General features: G+C 66.1%; 20 protein-coding genes. 5 read left to right on the plus strand and 15 right to left on the minus strand.

Annotated elements, in window-relative coordinates; genetic code table 11:
* Positions 1 to 131 precede the first annotated feature (131 nt).
* Positions 132 to 3,890: a bifunctional diguanylate cyclase/phosphodiesterase gene (locus PTT45_RS20370; RefSeq protein WP_273815807.1), complete on the plus strand. Its 3,759-nt coding sequence runs from the start codon at positions 132 to 134 to the stop codon at positions 3,888 to 3,890.
* Positions 3,891 to 3,894: 4 nt separating this feature from the next.
* Here PTT45_RS20370 and rimK read toward each other — a convergent pair whose 3' ends face one another.
* On the minus strand, positions 3,895 to 4,800 hold the full coding sequence (gene rimK, locus PTT45_RS20375) for a 30S ribosomal protein S6--L-glutamate ligase (protein ID WP_273815808.1): 906 nt from the start codon (positions 4,798 to 4,800) through the stop codon (positions 3,895 to 3,897).
* On the minus strand, positions 4,797 to 5,264 hold the full coding sequence (gene rimB, locus PTT45_RS20380; protein WP_443218217.1) for a retropepsin-like aspartic endopeptidase RimB: 468 nt from the start codon (positions 5,262 to 5,264) through the stop codon (positions 4,797 to 4,799). Before rimB ends, rimK begins: the two co-directional genes overlap by 4 nt.
* 98 nt (positions 5,265 to 5,362) lie before the next feature.
* On the opposite strand from rimB, the gene PTT45_RS20385 reads away from it, so the two are divergent.
* The 3 genes from PTT45_RS20385 (at position 5,363) to PTT45_RS20395 (ending at position 8,486) form a co-directional block, all read left to right on the plus strand.
* Entirely contained in the window at positions 5,363 to 5,749 is a 387-nt protein-coding gene (locus tag PTT45_RS20385; RefSeq protein WP_273815809.1) for an RNA-binding S4 domain-containing protein, read from the plus strand.
* Positions 5,750 to 5,893: 144 nt separating this feature from the next.
* Positions 5,894 to 6,787, plus strand: a complete 894-nt coding sequence (gene hslO / locus PTT45_RS20390; protein ID WP_273815810.1) for an Hsp33 family molecular chaperone HslO — start codon at positions 5,894 to 5,896, stop codon at positions 6,785 to 6,787.
* 157 nt (positions 6,788 to 6,944) lie between these two features.
* On the plus strand, positions 6,945 to 8,486 hold the full coding sequence (locus tag PTT45_RS20395; protein WP_273815811.1) for a phosphoenolpyruvate carboxykinase: 1,542 nt from the start codon (positions 6,945 to 6,947) through the stop codon (positions 8,484 to 8,486).
* A gap of 62 nt (positions 8,487 to 8,548) precedes the next feature.
* On the opposite strand, the gene PTT45_RS20400 is transcribed toward PTT45_RS20395, so the two are convergent.
* The 13 genes from PTT45_RS20400 to PTT45_RS20460 all read right to left on the minus strand — a co-directional run bounded on the left by PTT45_RS20400 (position 8,549) and on the right by PTT45_RS20460 (position 18,399).
* The gene (locus tag PTT45_RS20400) at positions 8,549 to 8,950 is read right to left on the minus strand and encodes a hypothetical protein (protein WP_273815812.1); all 402 of its coding nucleotides are present in this window, start codon (positions 8,948 to 8,950) and stop codon (positions 8,549 to 8,551) included.
* Positions 8,951 to 9,076: 126 nt separating this feature from the next.
* The gene (locus PTT45_RS20405) at positions 9,077 to 9,331 is read right to left on the minus strand and encodes a hypothetical protein (protein WP_273815813.1); all 255 of its coding nucleotides are present in this window, start codon (positions 9,329 to 9,331) and stop codon (positions 9,077 to 9,079) included.
* Positions 9,332 to 9,362: 31 nt separating this feature from the next.
* On the minus strand, positions 9,363 to 9,686 hold the full coding sequence (locus PTT45_RS20410) for a DUF3392 domain-containing protein (RefSeq protein WP_273815814.1): 324 nt from the start codon (positions 9,684 to 9,686) through the stop codon (positions 9,363 to 9,365).
* Between the two features lie 82 nt (positions 9,687 to 9,768).
* Positions 9,769 to 10,929, minus strand: coding sequence for a radical SAM family heme chaperone HemW (gene hemW / locus PTT45_RS20415; protein WP_273815815.1), 1,161 nt, complete (start codon positions 10,927 to 10,929; stop codon positions 9,769 to 9,771).
* On the minus strand, positions 10,926 to 11,519 hold the full coding sequence (rdgB, locus tag PTT45_RS20420; RefSeq protein ID WP_273815816.1) for an RdgB/HAM1 family non-canonical purine NTP pyrophosphatase: 594 nt from the start codon (positions 11,517 to 11,519) through the stop codon (positions 10,926 to 10,928). Before rdgB ends, hemW begins: the two co-directional genes overlap by 4 nt.
* Positions 11,520 to 11,521: 2 nt before the next feature.
* The gene (locus PTT45_RS20425) at positions 11,522 to 11,941 is read right to left on the minus strand and encodes a DUF4426 domain-containing protein (protein WP_273815817.1); all 420 of its coding nucleotides are present in this window, start codon (positions 11,939 to 11,941) and stop codon (positions 11,522 to 11,524) included.
* A 25-nt stretch (positions 11,942 to 11,966) separates the two neighbouring features.
* Positions 11,967 to 12,587: a methionine biosynthesis protein MetW gene (gene metW / locus PTT45_RS20430; RefSeq protein WP_273815818.1), complete on the minus strand. Its 621-nt coding sequence runs from the start codon at positions 12,585 to 12,587 to the stop codon at positions 11,967 to 11,969.
* Between the two features lie 3 nt (positions 12,588 to 12,590).
* Positions 12,591 to 13,730 (minus strand): homoserine O-succinyltransferase MetX, encoded by a 1,140-nt coding sequence (gene metX, locus PTT45_RS20435; protein WP_273815819.1) that lies wholly within the window; start codon positions 13,728 to 13,730, stop codon positions 12,591 to 12,593.
* 98 nt (positions 13,731 to 13,828) lie between these two features.
* Positions 13,829 to 15,817 carry a dynamin-like GTPase family protein gene (locus PTT45_RS20440; RefSeq protein ID WP_273815820.1) on the minus strand — a complete coding sequence of 663 codons (1,989 nt, stop codon included), beginning with the start codon at positions 15,815 to 15,817 and terminating at the stop codon, positions 13,829 to 13,831.
* A gap of 139 nt (positions 15,818 to 15,956) precedes the next feature.
* Positions 15,957 to 16,253, minus strand: coding sequence for a DUF167 domain-containing protein (locus PTT45_RS20445; protein ID WP_273815821.1), 297 nt, complete (start codon positions 16,251 to 16,253; stop codon positions 15,957 to 15,959).
* A gap of 1 nt (position 16,254) precedes the next feature.
* On the minus strand, positions 16,255 to 16,848 hold the full coding sequence (locus PTT45_RS20450; protein WP_273815822.1) for a YggT family protein: 594 nt from the start codon (positions 16,846 to 16,848) through the stop codon (positions 16,255 to 16,257).
* Between the two features lie 9 nt (positions 16,849 to 16,857).
* Positions 16,858 to 17,676, minus strand: a complete 819-nt coding sequence (gene proC, locus PTT45_RS20455) for a pyrroline-5-carboxylate reductase (RefSeq protein WP_273815823.1) — start codon at positions 17,674 to 17,676, stop codon at positions 16,858 to 16,860.
* Positions 17,677 to 17,709: 33 nt separating this feature from the next.
* Positions 17,710 to 18,399, minus strand: coding sequence for a YggS family pyridoxal phosphate-dependent enzyme (locus PTT45_RS20460; protein ID WP_273815824.1), 690 nt, complete (start codon positions 18,397 to 18,399; stop codon positions 17,710 to 17,712).
* Positions 18,400 to 18,471: 72 nt separating this feature from the next.
* Here PTT45_RS20460 and PTT45_RS20465 point away from each other — a divergent pair, with 72 nt between their 5' ends.
* Positions 18,472 to 19,506 (plus strand): type IV pilus twitching motility protein PilT, encoded by a 1,035-nt coding sequence (locus PTT45_RS20465; RefSeq protein ID WP_273815825.1) that lies wholly within the window; start codon positions 18,472 to 18,474, stop codon positions 19,504 to 19,506.
* The last annotated feature ends 54 nt before the right edge of the window (positions 19,507 to 19,560 follow it).

A 19,560-nucleotide genomic window follows, 5' to 3' on the forward strand; every position in this document is an offset into this window, starting at 1 on the left:
CTTCTTCGCCTGTTTTTGCCTTGCGCTGGCTGCCTCGGCAACGCTTTCAACGACCTGCTGGGGCTGGAACATGATCCGGCCGCTCTAGCCGGCCTGATCTATGCTGCTCTGGTGTTTCGCGCGAGGTCAGCATGGTTGTAGATTCCGCCCGACTGCCGAGTTGGACCTGGTGGCTGCCGTTGCCGCTGCTCAATCTGGCCACCTGGTTGTCGCTCTCGACTCAGTTCGCCGCGGGGGCGGCGCTCTGCTACCTGCCGTTCGCCATCGGCCTGTGCCTGGTGCTCTGGTGGGGGCCGCGGGTGCTGCTGGCGCTGTACCTCAACGCCATGCTCTGCGCGCCGCTATGGGGGCTGGATTGGCACTGGGCGCCGCTCTACGCGCTACCGGAGACCCTCGCCATCGGCTTCGCCTGGCTGGCCCTGGGCCGGCGCAGTAATGCCGAACTGCCGGATGTGGCCAACCTGCTGCGCTTCGTCCTGCTCGGTGTGCTGGCGCCGGCGCTGCTCGGCTCCCTGCTGATACAGGCGGGTCTGCTGCTCCGTGGTCAACTGGAGGGCGGGCGGTGGCGCGAGACCATCCTCGAATTCTGGCTGCTGGACAGTCTCACCGCCCTGGCCGTGGCGCTGCCCTTGCTGTGCCTGCTGACTCGTCGCCTGCGCCGGCGCGGCTGGGCCTTGTTGACGGGGCCGGCCCTGGGCGAGGAAGGCGTCGGCGTGCGGGTGCTGCCCTGGTGGCTGTTGCCGGTGCTGCTGGCCGTGCTGCCGTTGTCGCTGTGCTGGCTGCCGTTGCTGCTGATCCTGCCGCTGATCGGCGTTCTATTGCTGACCCTGGCATTGCTCTGGGGCTTCGCCGGGGCGCTCTGGGGTACGGCCCTGACGGCGCTGGCGGTCATGCTGCTGCCGCTGGCCGGGCGCCTCGGTGGCGAGCTGGAGCTGGGCGCACCGCAGCGCCTGGAGATGCATTTCAGCGTGCTGTTGCTGATGCTCGCCGCGCTGCTGGTGGGGCGTGCCCTGGGTGATCTGCGCAATACCCTGCGGCGCAGCGCCGCGATGCAGAAGGAACTGGCCCTGGCCAACCTGGCGCTGCAGGCCTGCCCGTTGGGCGTGTCCATCTCCGACCTGCGCCAGCCCGGCCTGCCCTTCATCTACTGCAACCCGGCGCTGGAGCGCATCAGTGGCTACTCGCGGGACGAGATACTCGGCGCCTCCAGCCGCCTGCTGATCGACCAGGACGAGTCGCAGAGCGGCCTGCTGCGGGTGCGCCAGGCCATGCGCCACGGCGTGCCGCACCAGGAGGTGCTACGTAATTACCGCAAGAACGGCCAGCAGTTCTGGAACGAGGTGACGGTGGCGCCGCTGCTCGACGAGCAGGGCCAGGCGACCCATATCGTCGCGCTCAACTTCGATGTCAGCGAGCGCGAGCGCCTCGGCGCCGAGCTGGCCCAGCGCCGCGAGGAGCTGCTGCGTCAGACTCATCTGCTGAGCCAGACCGAGGAGTTGGCTGACATTGGCGGTTGGGTGCTGGACCTGGCCAGCCAGCGCATGTACTGGACCGACGGCTGCTTCCGCCTCAACGAACTGGACCCGGCCGGCGGTGCGCCGGACATGCAGGGTTCGCTGGACCGTTACGACGCACCCAGCCAGAAACTGATGAACGAGACCCTGCAGCAGATCCTGGTCAGCGGCGATCCGTTCGACCTGGAGGTGCGCCTGATCGGTGCCCGCGGCACCCAGCGCTGGGTACGCCTGAAGGGCTTCGTGGAGTTCGACGACGATCAGCCGGTGCGCCTGTACGGGGCGATCCAGGACATCAGCGAGCGGCGCCGCGCCGAGCGCCAGCTACGCGAGCGCGACGAGTGGCTGCGCCTGTTCTTCGAGGCTCCGCTGATCGGCATGGCCATGGTCAGCCCGCAGCGGCAGTGGCTGGAGGTGAACTTCAAGCTGTGCCAGATCCTCGGCCGCAACCGCGAGGAGCTGCGCGCCAGCCGCTGGCTGGAAATCAGCCACCCGGACGACATCGAGCGCGAGGAGGCGCTGTTTGCCGCCATTCGCAACAGCGAACGCGACGACTACGAGCTGGAGAAACGCTTCCTACGCAAGGACGGCAGTGTCGTCTACACCCGCCTCAGCCTGCGTGCGGTGCGTGACAAGGACGGCAGCCTGGAAGCCTGCCTGACCCTGGTGGAGGACATCACCGCACGCTACGAGGCAGAAGCGCGCTACCACACCCTGGTCGAGCACGCGCCGGAGGCCATCCTGCTGTTCAGTCCCGAGGGCGGCATCATCGACGCCAACGCCAATGCCCTGCGCCTGTTCCACTGCAGTCGCGACGATCTGCTCGGGCGCACGCCCAGCGAACTGAGCCCGGCGCGGCAACCCGACGGGCGTGCCTCGGAAGCGGCGGGGCGGGCCTACGTCGAGCAGGCCATCGCCGGCGCGACGCCGGTGTTCGAGTGGCTGCACCGCGATTTCGCCGGGCGCCAGCTGCCCTGCGAGATCCGCCTGGTGCGCATGCCGGGCGAGCCGTTGCTGCTGCGTGGCAGCGTCATCGACATCTCCGAGCGCCAGCGCTACCAGCGCGAGATCGAGCGCCTGGCCTACAGCGACGAGCTGACCGGCCTGCCCAATCGTCGCCTGCTGCAGGACCGCCTGGAGCACGCCATGGCCCGCGAGCGCCGCGAGGGTAGCTTCGGCGCGCTGCTGTTCATCGATCTGGACCATTTCAAGACGGTCAACGACAGCCTCGGTCATCCGGTCGGCGATGCCCTGCTCAAGGAGGTGACGGTACGTCTGGCCGGTCATCTGCGCGCCGAAGACACCCTGGCGCGGCTCGGTGGTGACGAGTTCGTGGTGCTGCTCGAAACCCTGGCCGACAACCCGGCGCTGGCCGGCGAGATGGCCGCGGAGGTCGGCGAGAAGCTGCTGGCCGGCCTGCAATCCAGTTTCCAGATCTACGGTCACGACCTGGCCGTGACGGCCAGTATCGGCATCACCCTGCACCCGCTGCCCGATCAGGCCGCCGCCGATGCGCTCAAGCAGTCCGATACCGCCATGTATCGGGCCAAGCATTCCGGGCGCAACGCCCTGCATTTCTTCGCCCCGGAGATGCAGGCGGTGATCGACCAGCGCCTGCAGCTGCAGAGCGAGCTGCGCCTGGCCATGAGTCGCGAGCAGTTGTACCTGGTGTTCCAGCCGCAACTGGAGCTGGCCAGCGGTCGTGTCGCCGGGGCCGAGGTGCTGGTGCGCTGGCGTCACCCCGAGCGTGGTGACATCCCGCCGGGGCAGTTCATCCCGCTGGCCGAGGAGACAGGGCTGATCCACGACCTCGGCCATTGGGTGCTGGAGCATGCCTGTGCCAGCCTGGCGCGCTGGCTGGTCGAGTGGCCGCAGCTGGTGCTGGCGGTCAACCTCAGCCCGCGCGAGCTGCGCGAGGCCGATTGCGCGGCGCGCATCGGCGACTGTCTGCGCCGCCATGGCCTGCCGCATGGCGCGCTGGAGCTGGAGATCACCGAGGGCGTGCTGCTGGAGGATGTCGAACGCTGCATCGCCACCATGCATGCGCTCAAGGCGCAGGGCGTGCGCTTCGCCATCGACGATTTCGGTACCGGCTACTCCTCGCTGACCTACCTCAAGCGCCTGCCGCTGGACCGCCTGAAGATCGACCGCAGCTTCGTCCACGACCTGGAGGGCGACGGCAGCGGCGCCATGCTGGTGGAGACCATCCTGGTGATCGCCCGCAACCTGGGCCTGGAGTGCGTGGCCGAGGGCGTGGAGAACGCCGCCCAGCTCGCCTGGCTGGAGCAGCAGCCCTGTGCCCTGGGCCAGGGCTTCCATCTGGGCGTACCGATGGCGGAAGCGGAGTTCCTGCGCTGGCTGGCCGCCAGGGGTTAGCGGCTCAGCCGCGGCCCTTGGTCCGGGTCTGCCCCGGCATGGCGTTCTTCTCCAGGTACTGGACGATGATGCTGGCCACGTCGTGGCCGGTGGTGGTCTCGATGCCTTCCAGGCCCGGCGAGGAGTTCACCTCCATCACCAGCGGCCCGTGGTTGGAGCGCAGGATGTCGACACCGGCCACCGACAGGCCCATGACCTTGGCCGCGCGGATGGCGGTCATGCGTTCTTCCGGGGTGATCTTGATCAGGCTGGCGCTACCGCCGCGGTGCAGGTTGGAGCGGAATTCGCCGGGCTTGGCCTGACGCTTCATCGCCGCGATGACCTTGTCGCCGACCACGAAGCAGCGGATGTCGGCGCCGCCGGCTTCCTTGATGTACTCCTGCACCATGATGTTCTGCTTCAGGCCCATGAAGGCCTCGATCACCGACTCGGCGGCTTTTTCGGTTTCGCAGAGCACCACGCCGATGCCCTGGGTGCCTTCCAGCACCTTGATTACCAGCGGTGCGCCGTTGACCATCTGGATCAGGTCGGGAATGTCGTCCGGCGAGTGGGCGAAGCCGGTCACCGGCAGGCCGATGCCCTTGCGTGACAGCAGCTGCAGCGAGCGCAGCTTGTCGCGCGAGCGGCTGATGGCCACCGATTCGTTGAGCGGGAACACGCCCTGCATCTCGAACTGGCGCAGCACAGCGCAGCCGTAGAAGGTCACCGAGGCGCCGATGCGCGGAATCACCGCATCGAAGCCTTCCAGCGGCTGGCCGCGGTAGTGGATCTGCGGTTTGTGGCTGGCGATGTTCATGTAGGCGCGCAGGGTGTCTATCACCACCATCTCATGACCGCGCTGCGTGCCGGCTTCCACCAGGCGACGGGTCGAGTACAGACGCGGATTGCGTGACAGGATGGCGATCTTCATTGGGCACCGGAGGGAATGGGAAGCTGCGGTTTATCTTGGACGTAGGTGAGCGCCGGGTTGACCACCAACTGGCCGTCGACCAGTGCGTGGGCGCCCAGCAGTACGCGGTAGCGCATGGTCTTGCGGCAGGCCAGGGTGAAGTCCACCGGCCAGCTGTGATCGCCCAGGGTCAGGCGCGTACGGATCACGTAACGGGTCTGCGCCTGGCCGTTGGAACTCTTGATGGTCTTTACCGTGACTACTTTGGCCTCACACGGATGGCGCCGTTGCACCAGGGTGCCGAAGTGCGCGGTGAAGCGGACCCAGCGCTGGCCATCGCGCTCGAACGGCACGATGTCACTGGCATGCAGGGTCGAGGTGCTGGCGCCGGTGTCGATCTTCGCGCGTAGGCCGATCATGCCCAGCTCGGGCAGGTTGATCCATTCGCGCAGGCCGATCACGGAAAGGTGGTCGAAAGTCTTCAATGCAGGCTTCCATGGACGATGCAGGCATTCTAGATGCGCCATGTGACAACTGCATCAGGCAAGATTCACACCGTGAACCACGTTTTTCTGGACGAGCGATGAGCGAAAAAGACGACAAGGTGCGCCTGGACAAGTGGCTGTGGGCGGCGCGCTTCTACAAGACCCGCTCCCTGGCCAAGGAAGCCATCGAGGGCGGCAAGGTGCATTGCCGTGGCGAGCGCTGCAAGCCGGGCAAGGAGCCGAAGCTCGGCGATGAGTACGTCATCCGCGCCGGCTTCGACGAGCGGACCGTGGTGGTGCGCGCGCTGTCCATGGTGCGCCGTGGTGCGCCAGAGGCGCAGCTGCTCTACGAGGAGACCGCCGACAGCATCGCCCGCCGCGAGCAGGCCGCGGCCCTGCGCAAGGCCGGCGCCCTCGGCGTGCAGACCGACGGGCGACCGAACAAGAAGCAGCGCCGCCAGCTGCTCGGGCTGCGCGGCGACTGAGGCGCAGGGCCGGCCATCGCTCCATGGCTTGGATACGCCGGCGTTTGTACTTAAAATCTGCTGCATTCCCTGGGTCAACACTCCGCAGCGCGCTCGTTTGCAGGCGCCGATGGCCCGTCATCCCTTTTCGCCAGGCGGTTTGCGATGCATCAGTTCGACTTCACCCAGCGCTTCATCTTCGATGACAACGACGTCCGCGGTGAGATGGTCAGTCTCGCCGAGAGCTACCATCATGTGCTGGCCAAGCATCCCTACCCGCAGCCGGTAGCCCAGCTGCTCGGCGAGATGCTGGCCGCTGCGGCCCTGCTGGTCGGCACCCTCAAGTTCGATGGCCTGCTGATCCTGCAGGCGCGTTCCTCCGGGCCGGTGCCGCTGGTGATGATCGAGTGCTCTAGCGATCGCGAAGTGCGTGGCATTGCCCGCTACGACGCCGAGGCGGTCGACGCTGGTGCCGGCCTGCGCGAGCTGATGCCCGATGGCGTGCTGGCGCTGACCATCGACCCGGCCAAGGGCCAGCGCTACCAGGGCATTGTCGAGCTGGAGGGCGAGACCCTGGCCGATAGCCTGACCGCCTATTTCGCCACTTCCGAGCAGCTGCCGACGCGCTTCTGGTTGCGAGCCGATGGCCAGCGCGCACGCGGCCTGCTGCTGCAGCAGCTGCCGCCGCAGCACCAGACCGATGCCGACGCGCGCGAGGAGAGCTGGAACCACCTGCTGACCCTGGCCGATACCCTGAGCGCCGAGGAACTGCTGGGCCTGGACAACCAGACCCTGCTGCACCGCCTCTATCACCAGGAAGAACTGCGCTTGTTCGAACCGAGCCTGTTGCAGTTCCGCTGCAGCTGCTCGCGCGAGCGTTCGGCACGGGCGCTGGTCAGCATCGGCCAGGCCGATGCCGAGGCGCTGGTGGAGGAGAGCGGTGGCCAGGTCGAGATCGACTGCCAGTTCTGCAACCAGCGCTACCTGTTCGATGCCAGCGACGTCGCCCAGCTGTTCGCCACCGGCGACAGCCAGGCGCCGTCGGCAACGCGCCACTGAGTTCGATAGCCGCACTCTATTGAAGGCTATAGCGGACAAGAGGCTGCCAAGGAAAAAGCTTTTCTGGCATACTCCCGCGACTTTTTTACTGCTGTAGTGGTCTTCACAGGCCACTACACAATGATCGGAAACTCGGCCACGGCCGACGGGGACCCACATGACGCAAGCCAACACCACCGTTTACACCGACATCAGCGCCGCCCAACTGGTCGAAGAGGCCATCAGCCGTGGCGAGGGTGAACTGGCCGCCAACGGTTCTCTGGTCGTCCGCACCGGCCATCGTACCGGTCGCTCTCCGGCTGACCGCTTCATCGTCCAGGAGCCGAGCACCGATTCCAAGATCGCCTGGGGCAACATCAACCGCCCGTTCCCGGCTGACAAGTTCGATGCCCTGTGGGCCCGCGTCGAGGCCTTCAACGCCGGTCAGGAGCACTTCGTCTCCCACGTGCACGTCGGTTCCGCCGATGCGCACTACCTGCCGGTCAAGATGACCACCCAGACCGCCTGGCAGAACCTGTTCGGCCGTTGCCTGTTCATCAACCCGGAAACCTACAACCCGGGTGCCAAGGCCGAGTGGCAGATCCTCAACGTCGCCAACTTCGAGTGCGTACCCGAGCGCGACGGCACCAACTCCGATGGCTGCGTGATCATCAACTTCGCCGCCAAGAAAGTCCTGCTGGCTGGCATGCGCTACGCCGGTGAAATGAAGAAAGCCATGTTCTCCGTGCAGAACTTCCTGCTGCCGGAAGCCGACGTGCTGCCGATGCACTGCGCCGCCAACATCGGCGAAGAAGGCGACGTGACCCTGTTCTTCGGCCTGTCCGGCACTGGCAAGACCACCCTGTCCGCCGACCCGAGCCGTTACCTGATCGGTGACGACGAGCACGGTTGGGGCGAAGGCGTGGTGTTCAACATCGAGGGTGGTTGCTACGCCAAGTGCATCGACCTGTCCGAGAAGAACGAGCCGGTGATCTGGAAAGCCATCCAGTTCGGCGCCGTACTGGAGAACGTGGTCCTCGACGAGAACCGCGTACCGAACTACGCCGACGACAGCCTGACCCAGAACAGCCGCGCGGCCTACCCGCTGGAGCTGGTCGAGAAGCGCTCCGAGAAGAACCTCGGTGGCGAGCCGAATGCCGTGATCTTCCTGACCTGCGACCTGACCGGCGTACTGCCGCCCGTGTCGATCCTCAGCGAAGAACAGGCTGCCTACCACTTCCTGTCCGGCTACACCGCGCTGGTCGGTTCCACCGAAATGGGTTCGGGCGGCGGCATCAAGTCGACCTTCTCCACCTGCTTCGGCGCGCCGTTCTTCCCGCGTCCGGCTGGCGAGTACGCTGAGCTGCTGATCAAGCGTATCCGCGGCTTCAACTCCAAGGTTTACCTGGTCAACACCGGCTGGACCGGTGGTGGCTACGGCGTCGGCAAGCGCTTCAACATCCCGACCACCCGTGGCGTGATCGCTGCCATCCAGAGCGGTGCTCTGGTCGGTGCCGAGACCGAGCAGCTGCCGATCATCAACCTGAGCGTGCCGAAGGCCGTTCCGGGCGTCGAGACCAACCTGCTCAACCCGCGCAACACCTGGGGCGACCAGAACTCCTACGACGAAGCCGCCAAGGGCCTGGCTCAGCAGTTCGTCGAGAACTTCAAGAAGTTCGACGTCTCCGACGCCATCCGCAACGCCGGTCCGCAGCTGTAAGCTGCAGGCCAATGAAAAAGCCGCCCTAGGGCGGCTTTTTTTATGCCTGTCCGCCTGACGGCTCAGGCATAGGTTGCTGCGTAGGGCTCCGGCCTGGCCGGTTCGGTCTCGGGCCGCTCGGGGCGGCTGGCAATGTCTGCGATGTTCTGGGCCCGGTCGTTCCGCTCTTGCGTCTCGCGCAGTTCCGTCACGGTCTCCAACGGCGTCGGCTGGCTCTCGACTTCGCCTTCGCTGGCCACTGCCAGATAGGTTTCGATCTGCCTTTGCTGCGTGTTGGCGCTGTAGATCTGCGTAGCCGCATCGCGCTTGGCGGCCTGGCTCAGTTCGCGGCTTTCCTGGCGCTCTGCGACTCGGTCGGAAGTAGCGTCCACAACCTTGTTTACCTGTTCTGGGTTGGCTGGGCCGTACTTGTTGATGACCTGGGTCGAGGGCGGCAGATTGCCGCTGTAACCGTTGATTTGCATGGATTACCCATCTCCCTGTAATTGCCTGGATTAACTGTAAACCCAGGCGGGGGAGGGGGATTAGATTGATTGGCAATAGAGGCCGGTGCGCTTGATGGCTGCCTGATTAAGCGCAGCTCTGCAGCATCAGTCGATCACCTCTGCGCCGAGGATGGTCAGCTCCGGCAGGGCGACGGGCATGGGGCATACCTGCAGGTACTTGATGCTTTCGCGCGGGATCAGCAGCAGGTCGCCGTCGACCTCGATGCTCAGGAACGGCGTTTCCAGTTGCTTGCGCAGGGCGCGGGCGACGGCGGCCGGATCGTCGCTCTGCTGGGGCAGGCGCAGGGCCAGGCGCTGGCCGTCCTGGAAATACAGGTAGAGGTGCTTGATCGGCTTCATGGGGCTCCTTGCGGGCGCCCCGTGGGTCGCCCTAGCTGCGATCGGCCAGAACGCCGATCAGGAAGAAGACTAGTAGCAGGACGGGTGACAGGGTGAAGTTGTTGAAGTAGCCCAGCCCCTTGGCCAGCCAGGGCGTGAGGAAGACGATCGCCAGGCCGTAGCCGATGGCGCAGACCAGCACGAAGATCAGGGTGCGCAGGACGAAGTTGAGGCCGCCGATGGAGCGCTGCACCCAGGCGTTGATGCCAGGGCCGAACAGCACGAAGAGGGTGGCCATGATGGCCAGCGAGATGTCGTACAGGTTGCCGCGGCACCAGCGCGAGAGGGTGGCGATCAGGTCGAGTACGAGATCCATCGGTGGTCCTTGTTGTGATTGTTGGGCGCAGGCAGTTTACCGTCTGTCGGCAGGGCTGCCGAGAGCTGGCGCACGGCGTGGCTCAGGGCAGGAAGTGCTGCAGCAGATCGTTGAGGAACAGCTGGCCTTCGCGGGTGGCGACCAGGCGCGATGGGTCGGTCTGCAGCAACTGGCGCGTCTCGGCCTCGCGTCGTGCGGCGTCCAGGCTGGCCAGCGGCAGGCCGGTGCGCTGCTCGAACAGCGCGGCGGGTACGCCCTCGGTCAGGCGCAGCACGTTCATCAGGAACTCGAACGGCAGCTCCTCGGCGTCCAGCACGCGCTCGCCGGCCTGGAAGGCCTTGGTCGCATCCAGGTAGTCCTTGGGCAGGCGGGTCTTCCAGGTGCGCAGGATGCGCCCGTCCGGCGCGCTCAGCTTGGCGTGGGCGCCGGCGCCGATGCCAAGGAAGTCGCCGAAGGTCCAGTAGTTGAGATTGTGCCGCGCCGCCTTGCCGGCCTGGGCGTAGGCGGAAACCTCATATTGTCCGTAGCCCTCGGCGGCTAGCAGCGCCTGGCCGGCTTCCTGGATGTCCCACAGCAGGTCGTCCTCGGGCAGCTCGGGTGGCTGACTCCAGAACACCGTGTTGGGCTCCATGGTCAGCTGGTACCAGGACAGGTGCGTCGGGCCCTGGGCGATGGCGGTGCGCAGGTCGAACAGGGCGTCCTCGATGCTCTGCTCGGGCAGGCCGTGCATCAGGTCGAGGTTGAAGTTGTCGAAGCCGGCGGCGCGCGCCATATCGGCGGCGCGGATCGCCTCGTTGCCGTCGTGGATGCGACCCAGGGCCTTGAGCTTGGCCTCCTGGAAGCTCTGCACGCCGATCGACAGGCGATTGATGCCCAGGCTGCGGTAGTCGCGGAACTTGGCCTGCTCGAAGGTGCCCGGGTTGGCTTCCAGGGTGATCTCGATGTCACCGGCGAACGGCACGCGGCGTTGCACGCCCTCCAGCAGCCGGCCGAGGGCCTTGGCTGAGAACAGGCTGGGCGTGCCGCCGCCGAAGAAGATCGAGGTCAGCTCCCGGCCGTAGATATGCTCGCGGTCGGCATCCAGGTCGGCCAGCAGGGCGTCGACGTACTCCTCTTCCGGCAGGCTCGGGCCGGCGGCGTGGGAGTTGAAGTCGCAGTAGGGGCATTTGCGCACGCACCACGGGATGTGGATGTAGAGCGCGAGTGGCGGCAGCTGGAAGCTGCCACCGGCGGGCGTGTTCATTGCAATCCCAGGCGCTGTTTGAGCAGCGCCATGGCGCGGGCGCGATGGCTGATGCGGTTCTTCTCGTCGCTGGCCAGTTCGGCGCTGGAACACTCGCGCTCCGGCACCCAGAACAGCGGGTCATAGCCGAAGCCCTCGGCGCCGCGGGCCTCGCGCAGGATGCTGCCGTGCCACAGGCCCTCGCAGATGATCGGCAGCGGGTCGTCGGCGTGGCGTACCAGGGCCAGGGCGCAGACAAACTGGGCGCCGCGCTCGGCGTCCGCCACGTCCTTCAGCGCATCGAGCAGCTTGGCGTTGTTGGCCGCATCGCCCTGGCCATCGGCATAGCGCGCCGAGTAGATGCCGGGAGCGCCGCCGAGGAAGTCCACGGCCAGGCCGGAGTCGTCGGCCAGCGCCGGCAGGCCGGACACGCGGGCGGCGTTGCGCGCCTTGAGGATGGCGTTCTCGACGAAGGACAGGCCGGTCTCTTCCGGCTCGATGCTGGAGAACTCACCCACCGAGCGCACGCGCACGTGTTCGCCGAGCATGGCCTGGAGTTCCTTGAGCTTGCCGGCGTTGTGGCTGGCCAGTACGAGTTCTTTGAAGGGCATGGTCATTCGTCCGGGAACACTTCCTGGTTGAAGGTAAGGGTGTGCGGGGCGTCATCGCCGATCTGCACGTTGATGCTGAAGGTCAGCATCTCGCGCTCACGCAGCGGGAACTCGGCCAGGTAGTACACGGCGCCACTCTCCAGCACCTGCTTGAACTGCAGCGCAGTGGTCTGGCCGAGCAGGTTCTTCAGGGTGCCACTGACCTTGGCGGCCTGGCCCTTGCCTTCCTTCAGCGCGGCGACGTTGAGTACGCCAACCGTCTTGCTGCGGGTCAGGCCGGCGGCTGCGGCGATGTTCGGCTGCAGGAAGCTGGAGTTGAACACGCTGTAGTGCACGTCCAGTTCGCCGAAGGTCTGTTTGCGTTCGGCGAACGCGGGCAGGGCGAAGAGCAGGCAGAGCAGCAGGGATGCGAAACGGCGCATGAGAGGTCCTCCGGTGCGTCGCGGGTTAAACGGCTACGCGGTGATCGGCCAGGCCGGACCCGCTGACGCGATAGATGCCGATCTCACCCAACAGGTTAGGCCAAAGACGGCTACCCAGGTTGTGGCGATGTTCGTGGTCCACCGCCAGGCGCTCTTCTACCTTCGCGCCCTGCGCCAGGCACAGGCGCTCGAAGTCTTCGAAGGTGCAGAAGTGGATGTTCGGCGTGTTGTACCAGGTGTAGGGCAGGAAGTCGGATACCGGCATGCGGCCCTTGGTGGTCAGGTACCAGCGGCAGCGCCAGTGGCCGAAGTTGGGGAAGGTGATGATGCAGGTCTTGCCGACCCGCAGCATCTCCGCCAGGACCTTGTCCGGGTACTTCAGGGCCTGCAGCGACTGGGTCATGACCACCACGTCGAAGCTGTTGTCGGCGAAGTTGCCCAGGCCCTCGTCGAGGTTCTGCTCGATCACGTTGACCCCGTGCTCGATGCACTTGGCGATCTTCTCCGGGTCGATCTCCAGGCCGTAGCCGCCGACCTGCTTGTGGTCGCGCAGGTGCGCCAGCAGCTCGCCGTCGCCGCAGCCGAGGTCGAGCACGCGGCTGCCGGCCGGGATCCATTCCTGGATGATTTCCAGATCCGCTCGCATGGCTTACACCTCGATCCGATTCATGTAGGCGCTGAAACCCTGCAGGTAGCGCGGGATCGGCATGAGGAAGGCGTCGTGGCCCTGCGGAGCGTCGATTTCCAGGTAGCAGACGTTCTTCTTGGCGGCGAGCAGGGCGTCGACGATCTCCCGCGAGCGCGCCGGCGAGAAGCGCCAGTCGGTGGTGAAGGACATCAGGCAGAAGTCCGCCTTGGCCGTGCTCAGGGTCCTGGCCAGGTCGCCGTCATGGGCGGCGGCCGGGTCGAAATAGTCCAGTGCCTTGGTCATCAGCAGGTAGGTGTTGGCGTCGAAGCGCCCGGAGAACTCCTCGCCCTGGTAGCGCAGGTAGCTCTCGACCTGGAATTCCACGCTGTGGAAGTCGTAGTTGAGCTTGTCGGTCTTCAGCTCGCGGCCGAATTTCTCGCCCATGGCGTCATCCGACAGGTAGGTGATGTGCCCGACCATGCGCGCCAGCATCAGGCCGCGTTTGGGGATCACGCCCTGGTCCTGGAAGTGCCCGCCGTGGAATTCCGGGTCGGTGAGGATGGCCTGGCGTGCCACCTCGTTGAAGGCGATGTTCTGCGCCGACAGCTTGGGCGCCGAGGCGATGCACACGCAGTGGCGCACGCGCTCGGGATGGCTGATGGTCCATTGCAGGGCCTGCATGCCGCCGAGGCTGCCGCCGATGGTGGCGGCCCACTGGCGGATGCCGAGCTGGTCGGCCAGGCGTGCCTGGCTGTTGACCCAGTCTTCCACCGTCATCACCGGGAAGTCGGCGCCGTACGGCTTGCCATTGGCCGGGTTGAGGCTGGAGGGGCCGGTCGAACCGTTGCAGCCGCCGAGGTTGTTGAGGCTGACGACGAAGAACTTGTCGGTGTCGATCGGCTTGCCGGGGCCGATGCAGCTGTCCCACCAGCCGGGCTTGCGCTCTTCAGCGCTGTGGAAGCCGGCGGCATGGTGGTGGCCGGAGAGGGCGTGGCAGATCAGTACGGCGTTGCTGGCCGTGGCGTTGAGCGTGCCGTAGGTCTCGTAGACCAGCTGGTAGTCGGCCAGGCTGCGGCCACAGACCAGCGCCAGCGGCTCGCTGAAATGGGCGGTCTGGGGGGTGACCAGGCCGACGGAATCTGCGGGGAAAACGGTCGGCATCGAGCCAGCTCTCGCTCCAGGAAAGTGCAGCAGTCTAAAGAGCACGGCCCCCGGCAGCAAGCGCGGGGGCCGTGGCTAAGCGGCTGATCTGGCAGGGCTTAGGCCGGGTCGGCGGCGCTCTGCGAGCGAATCGCGGTGGGCAGGGTGACGACCTTGCCCTGGCGCTGGATCGGCGCCGGGCGGCGCAGCACGCGGAGCATCTCGTTGGCCTGGGCCAGCTGGGTTTCCAGTTGGCTGGTATAGCCGGCCAGCTGCTGGCCACGCTGGCGCGCCTGCTGGGTCTCCTGGGCCAGGGCCTTGAGGCGCAGCATGTGGGTTTCGAGCATCTGCTTGTGTTCGAGGGTGTGTTGCATCAGCGGCATCAGCGCATCGTTGGCCCACTGCTCGGCCTCGCCGCGCAGGCGCTGGTGCAGGCCGAGTACTTCTTGCACCAGGGTGGCGAAGAAGCGTTTGGTCAGGCTGCGCTGTTCGGTGAGCAGGGTCTTCAGTTGCAGGCGGAAGCGGTCGGCCTTGCCACGCAGCTGCTTGAGTTCGCGCTGGTAGCGCTGGCTGTTGAACTGCGGGGCGTCGACGCCGTGCAGCGGGTTGTCTTCGTTGTGCCGGCGGTAGATGGCGGCGACCATCTTGTTGGCCATCTCGGCCTCGTGGGCGAGGTTGCCAAGGTCGTTCTCCACGTTGCGGAAGAACTGCACGATGGCCTGGTTGATGCCCAGGGTGGTCCAGCTGCCGGCCAGGCCCTGGCGCACCTGGGCCAGATGCTCTTCCAGGCGCTCCGGGCGCACCGCAGCACGCAGCAGGTCGCCCTGGCGGCGCAGCAGGCGCTGGTTGGTCTTCAGGCCGAGCAAGCGCTTGTGGTGCTGGCTGTGGTCTTCCTTGGTCTTGGCGGTCAGCTCGAACAGCAGCTGGCCGTTGTCGCTCTGGTGGTTGTTGAGCAGCTCCTGCTGCTCGCGCACCTTGTCCAGACGCAGGCTGAGCACGTGTTGGCTGTTGTTGAGCAGGGCCAGCACCTGGTTGACCACGCGCTCCTCGAGCAGGCGCTCCTTCTGCGCGACGATGCGTTCGCACAGCAACTGCTCCAGGTTGGCCAGCTGGCTGCGCGCGAGCAGCTCCTCGTCCTGGCGCACCTTGGCGATCAGCGCCTGCTTGGCCGACAGCGGCAGCACGTTGCTGGCGGGGATGCCGAGCTGCTTGGCGGTGCTGTTCTGCACCAGGCCGATGGCCTTGTTGACGTATTCGTCGCCGGCCAGGTCGTCCCACAGCACGTCGATCTTGTTCAGCACGGCGAACAGGCTGGCCTGGGTGTCTTCGTCGAGCTGGCGGATGTGCTCCTTCCAGATCGTCATGTCGCTGGCGGTGACGCCGGTGTCGGCGGCCAGCAGGAAGATGATCGCCTGGGCGCTGGGCAGCATCGACAGGGTCAGCTCCGGCTCGCTGCCGAGGGCGTTGAGACCGGGGGTGTCGAGGATGCGCAGGCCCTGGCGCAGCAGCGGGTGGTCGAAGTTGACCATGGCGTGGCGCCAGGCCGGCACCAGCACCTGGCCGGGCTTGCCGGCCGGCTCCAGCATCTCGGGCAGGAAGCCGAGCTGGATCGCCTGCTCCACCGCCATCGGCTTGGTCTTGGCCACCTGGGCGAAGGCCAGGGCCATGTTGTCCGGGTCGGTAGCATCGAGGGGGATGTTCACCCAGTGCCGCGGAATGCGCTTGAACTGCGCCACGCTGGCATCGGCCATGCGTGTCTCGATCGGCAGCAGGCGGATGTAGGAGCGTTCCGAGCGCGGGTCGAAGAACAGTTCGGTGGGGCACATGGTGGTGCGCCCGGCGTGCGACGGCAGCATGCGCTGGCCGTACTCGGAGAAGAACAGGCTGTTGATCAGCTCGGTCTTGCCGCGGGAGAACTCGCCGACGAAGGCCAGGGTGATGTGGTCGGTGCGCAGGATGCGCAGGGCGCGCTCCAGGCGCGCGTCCATGGCGTCCGAGCCGAGGCGGTTGTGCGCCAGCCAGCTGCGATAGCGCGTGATCTCGCGCATCAGCTCGCGTTTCCAGGCGACGTAGGCATCCACCTGCTGGCTGAGACGTTCCATGCTCATCCGATGACTCCTGCTTCGACAAACGGTGTGCGGCGCGCAACGGCAGAATTGCCCGCGGCTTTGCCGGAGATGGCCGCATTATGCGGTGGCCAACGCGCGCGTCAATTGGCCCGCTTCACAACTTCGGCTCGAAGGTCGCTCAGGGCGACCGGGCGGTCATGCCTGGCAGGTCCGGTAACTGGCGCGGCGCGCGGATGCGCACGCGCTTCTGCCGGTTCAGTTCGCCACTCTCCAGGCTGACCTGGCTCTTGGCGACACCGAAGACGCCGGCGAGAAAGGCCATTAGCTGGGCGTTGGCCTTGCCTTCCACCGGCGGCGCGGTGAGGCGGATCTTCAGGCGCTCGCCGTGCAGCCCGGCGAACTCATCCTTGCTCGCCTTGGGCTGCAGGTGACAGTCGAGGATCAGGTCGTCACCGTCCCAGCGGAACCAGCCCACCTCAGATGAAGGGGCTGAGCACGGCCGGCATGCCGCTCATGGCGGCCAGGTTGCCGATCACGAAGCGGTCGATCAGGTGCAGGGCCATGAAAGCGAAGATCGGCGAGATATCCAGGCCACCGAGGTTCGGCAGCAGCTTGCGGAACGGCGCCAGCAGCGGTTCGCAGATCTGGTTGACCAGCTGCGCACCGGGGTTGTAGCTGCCGGGGGCGACCCAGGACAGGATCACGCTGATGATCATGGCGAAGAAGAAGATCTTCAGGAACAGCGAGGTCACCGAGATGATCGCCCACACCAACAGCTGCAGGCCGAAGCCGGCGGGGTTGGCACCGGCGATCAGCACGATCACCACCATCAGTACCAGTTGCACCAGGATCGCCAGAGTCAGCGAGGCCAGGTCGAGTCCGCCGAAGCCGGGGATGATGCGACGCAGTGGCTTGAGCAGCGGCTGGGTGGCCTTGACGGTGAACTGGCTAAGCGGGTTGTAGAAGTCGGCGCGCACCAGTTGCAGGATGAAGCGCAGCAGCACGATCAGCAGGTACAGGCTGCCGAGGGTCTGGATGATATAGATGAGGGCTTCGGCTAATCCGGACATGAAGGTTCCTTATTTACCCAGTTGTTCGGCGAGTTCGGCGGAGCGCTTGGCGGCGGCGTCCAGCGCCTGCTGGACCAGGGCCTCGAAGCCGCCGGCCTGGAAGCTCTTGATCGCCGCCTCGGTGGTGCCGTTGGGCGAGGTGACGCGGCGGCGCAGTTCGGCGGCGTCGACATCGCTCTCGGTGGCCATGCGCGCGGCGCCCAGGGCGGTGTGCAGGGTCAGCTGGGCGGCGGTCTCGCGCGGCAGGCCGAGCTTCTCGCCGGCGGTGGTCATCGCTTCGATCAGCAGGAAGAAATAGGCGGGTCCGCTACCGGACACGGCAGTGACGGCGTCGATCAGTTGCTCTTCATCCAGCCACAGGGCCAGGCCGACGGCGCTCAGCAGTTGCTCGGCCTGCTGGCGCTGGTCAGCGGATACCATGCCATTGGCATAGAGGCCGCTGACGCCCTGGCGCAACAGGGCCGGAGTGTTGGGCATGCAGCGCACGATGGCCAGGTCGCCGAGCCAGGCGCTCAGACTGGCGCAGGGGATGCCGGCGGCGATGGAGACGATCAGCTGGCCCGGCTGCAGGCTGGGCGCCAGAGCCAGGCTCACATTCTTGAGCACCTGCGGCTTGGTCGCCAGCACTACCACGTCGGCACCGGCAACGGCCTCGGCATTGTTCTCGAACAGCTCGATGCCGAACTCGGCGGCGACCTTGGCGCGTTGCTCGGCGCCCGGCTCGCTGGCGCGGATGTGGCTGGCCGGGATGCCCTGGGCGAGCAGGCCGCCGATCAGGCTGGTCGCCATGTTGCCGGCGCCGACGAAGGCGATGCGGGGGTGACTCATCTTGCGTCCTTCCTTAATTAATGTGGCGTGCCGTCAGTGGGCCGAGCCGTAGTCGCGGGCGCCGAACAGTGCGGTACCGATGCGCACCCAGGTGGCGCCTTCGGCAATGGCGGCCTCCAGGTCCTGGCTCATGCCCATGGACAGGGTGTCGAGGTCGAGATTCAGACCATCACGCAGCTGGCGCAGGCGCGCCAGTGGCTCGTGCTGGGCCTGAGCATCGTCGGTCGGTTCGGGGATTGTCATCAATCCGCGCAGGCGCAGCCCGGGCAGTTGTGTAACCGCCTGTGCCAGGGCCGGCAGCTCTTCCGGCGTGCAGCCGGACTTGCTGGCCTCGCCGCTCACATTCACCTGCAGACAGATGTTCAGCGGCGGCAGGTGCGCGGGGCGTTGCTCGGACAGGCGCTGGGCGATCTTCAGGCGGTCCACCGAGTGCACCCAGTGGAAGTGTTCGGCGATCGGCTTGGTCTTGTTCGACTGGATGGGGCCGATGAAGTGCCAGATCAGGTCCAGGTCGGCCAACTCGGCCTGCTTGGCCAAGGCCTCCTGCAGGTAGTTCTCGCCGAAGTCGCGCTGGCCGCATGCGCTGGCCTCGCGTACCGCGGCAGCGGGTTTGGTCTTGCTCACGGCGAGCAGGCCAACCGCCTCGGAATCGCGTTGCGAGGCTTGCGCCGCCTCACGGATACGCTCGCGAACCTTTGCAATATTCTCTGCTATCGTGGACATTACTCGCGCTCTATAGCCCGCCCGTCAGGGGTCTGCGGCATTCTACCCGCTTGCATTGGATTGGGGAGTCCCATGGATATTACCGAGCTGCTTGCCTTCAGTGCCAAGCAAGGCGCGTCGGACCTGCACCTCTCGGCGGGTCTGCCGCCGATGATTCGCGTCGATGGCGATGTACGGCGGATCAACCTGCCGGCAATGGACCACAAGCAGGTCCACGCGCTGATCTACGACATCATGAACGACAAGCAGCGCAAGGATTACGAGGAATTCCTCGAAACCGACTTCTCCTTCGAAGTGCCAGGTGTGGCGCGCTTCCGGGTCAACGCCTTCAACCAGAACCGCGGCGCCGGCGCCGTGTTCCGGACCATTCCCTCCAAGGTCTTGAGCATGGAAGACCTGGGCATGGGCGAGATATTCAAGAAAATTTCTGATGTGCCGCGTGGCCTGGTGCTGGTCACCGGCCCGACCGGCTCGGGCAAGTCGACCACCCTGGCGGCGATGCTCGACTACATCAATAACAACAAGTACCACCACATTCTCACCGTCGAAGACCCGATCGAATTCGTTCACGAGTCGAAGAAGTGCCTGGTCAACCAGCGCGAGGTGCACCGTGACACCCACGGCTTCACCGAGGCCCTGCGTTCGGCCCTGCGGGAAGACCCGGACATCATCCTGGTGGGTGAGATGCGTGACCTGGAGACCATCCGCCTGGCGCTGACCGCCGCGGAAACCGGTCACCTGGTGTTCGGCACCCTGCACACCACCTCCGCCGCCAAGACCATCGACCGGGTGGTCGACGTGTTCCCGGCCGAGGAGAAGTCCATGGTTCGCTCCATGCTTTCCGAGTCGCTGCAGGCGGTGATCTCGCAGACCCTGCTGAAGAAGATCGGCGGCGGTCGGGTTGCGGCCCACGAGATCATGATCGGCACCCCAGCCATCCGTAACCTGATCCGCGAGGACAAGGTGGCGCAGATGTACTCGGCGATCCAGACCGGCGGCGCGCTGGGCATGCAGACCCTCGATGCCTGCCTGAAGAACCTGCTGGCCAAGGGCCTGGTCAACCGCGACGCGGCCCGCGAGAAGGCCAAGCAGCCGGAAAACTTCTAACAATAATGACGTCGCCGCGTCTGCGGCGGCCGTATACGAGAAACACGGGCGGGA

It is taken from the genome of Pseudomonas sp. Gutcm_11s (assembly GCF_028649395.1).
Lineage (GTDB): Bacteria > Pseudomonadota > Gammaproteobacteria > Pseudomonadales > Pseudomonadaceae > Aquipseudomonas.